2 protein-coding genes are annotated in these 2298 nt (G+C 42.6%); one reads left to right on the top strand and one right to left on the bottom strand.

Features of this window, described 5'->3' with window-relative positions; genetic code table 11:
- Positions 1-389: 389 nt before the first annotated feature.
- Positions 390-1589 (bottom strand): tyrosine--tRNA ligase, encoded by a 1200-nt coding sequence (gene tyrS, locus A3756_RS15290; protein WP_068553810.1) that lies wholly within the window; start codon positions 1587-1589, stop codon positions 390-392.
- 302 nt (positions 1590-1891) lie between these two features.
- Here tyrS and A3756_RS15285 point away from each other — a divergent pair.
- Positions 1892-2298 (top strand): LysM-like peptidoglycan-binding domain-containing protein (locus A3756_RS15285; protein ID WP_197481326.1); only part of this gene is annotated, 407 nt, incomplete at its 3' end.

Here is a 2298-nt window from a genome sequence, read left to right as displayed (position 1 = left end):
TGATAATTTCTTAAGCAACATCCTCTCTAACAAGTTAGATCAGAGTGCTTTATCGTGAAATCATCTCAGTCAGCGCCCACACGAATTGCTTGGTTAATTTTTTAAAGAGCTTGCTTGAGATCCCTCAAGCGAGGCGCGTATTCTACAGCGTCTCATTTGCTTGTCAACGATTTTTTTAATTTGTTTTCGAAGAAATTTAAATTCAAAACCGAAAACCAAAACCTTTAACAAGCGAAGATAAATTACTGATTTAATCACTTAATTCATCTTCTATCTCCTTCAAACTTCGCCGCTTTCGAAGCGGTTCGTCTTAAGGAGGTGCGCATTATATAGAGCTGATTCTTTAGGTCAACACCTTTATCAAACTTTTTATAAATTAGTTTGTAACGCTATTTTAACGAGACTTTTGCTATCTTTTTCTTACCCGCCTGAATCACATATATACCAGGCACCGACAACTTCAAGCTCGCCTCTACCTTCTTGCCTTCTACATATACTGCACCGCGACCCAAGACATCTTTAGCTGCTGCACCATTCTTTACCAAAGCCGCCATTCTTAGTACAGCAGATACTGGCAACTCCGACTGCCCCTCAGCATCAACATCAACTTCCGGAACATTATCTGGAATCTCACCCAAACCGACTCGGTTGCCTGCCGAGTTATGCGCCGTCGCCGCCGACTCCGCATCATGGAAACGCTCAATGATTTCGCGCGCAAACAGATCTTTAACCTCTTGCGGGTTTCTCCCTTGCGCAACCTCTTGTTTAAGAACCTCTATCTCTGCCAATGACTTAAAGCTTAATAATTCATAGTAGCGCCAGATCATTTCATCAGGTAGCGATAGCAACTTCGTGTACATCTCACCCGGCGCATCATTCACACCCACATAGTTATTGAGCGATTTGGACATTTTCTGGACACCATCCAAACCCTCTAATAAAGGCATCGTTAGAATTGTCTGAGGATCCATACCCGCATTTTTCTGCAAAGTACGCCCCATTAATAAGTTGAACTTTTGGTCAGTTCCACCCAATTCAACATCTGCCGCCATTGCAACCGAGTCATAACCTTGCACTAACGGGTACAAGAACTCATGAATTGCAATGGACTGCTCCCCTTTAAAGCGCTTACTAAAGTCATCACGCTCTAGCATTCTCGCTACAGTATATTGCCCGGCCAGCTTGATCATATCCGCAGCAGACATCTTCGACATCCATTCTGAGTTAAACATGACCGTTGTTAACTCAGGATCTAAAATTTTGAACACCTGCTCTTTATAGGTCTGCGCATTTTGCGCCACCTGCTCTTCAGTCAAAGGCGGCCGTGTAGCACTTTTACCGGTAGGATCACCAATCATGCCGGTAAAGTCGCCAATCAAGAACAGCACCTCATGACCAAGATCCTGGAACTGCTTCAACTTATTAATGAGTACCGTATGCCCTAAATGTAAATCTGGAGCAGTTGGGTCAAATCCAGCTTTGACACGAAGTTTCTTCCCCGCCTCAAGCTTCTTTACTAAGTCTTCTTCTACTATTAACTCTTCAGCTCCGCGTTTAATAATTTCTAGAGCTTCTTGAACCGATCCCATCTTAAACTTCACCTTTCAACGCATACCAATAACAATCGAGAAACAATCGCGACATCAAAAAACAAACAAGTATATCATCTTTAACATTACTGTAAGCTTTATAAACAAACATTGACTTTGCTTGAACCCAGCTTACAACTATACTTATAGGAATATTTAACAGATTTTCACATTTTTATGTGACTTCTAAAAAGCATTAATACTCACTTTATTGAGTAAAGCAATTAATTAAAGCAGGCCAGACGTTGATTCACGCCTTTCCAAAAAAGCACATGATAGCCGCCAGCCTCACCGGCGCGGTAATGACACTTGTACTTGCACTGAGCCCTAGCAGCAAAGTCAATGCAACCAGAACGTCCATCGAGATTGATCTAGATAACCAGGTTTTGTCTAGCAGCGAGAGCGTTAAAGCATTAAACACGCAAGAGCCCAGCCAGCAGCCCCTGATTGCCAGCCCAACGCCTAAAGTCGAAAACTGGCAGAGTTTTGATATCAAATCAGGCAATACATTATCAACACTGTTTGCTAAAGCCGGGTACAACGATAAAATCATGTACTCCGTTATACACTCGTCGAAAGCTGCAAAGCAGATTGCCAACATTTACCCTGGCGAAAAGATCGCCTTTCTTAACGATGAGAACGAGCAACTTTCCCAAATCAAACTGGTTCGCTCCCCCCTTAAGTCAATTGTATTTAAACGGGATGAAAA

It is taken from the genome of Oleiphilus sp. HI0086 (assembly GCF_001635225.1).
This window is presented reverse-complemented; position numbering and strand designations above follow the sequence as displayed.

Bases quoted from the DNA above. Each gene is read 5' to 3' on its own strand.
- tyrS (WP_068553810.1), bottom strand. From the start codon at position 1,589: ATGGGATCGGTTCAAGAAGCTCTAGAAATTATTAAACGCGGAGCTGAA.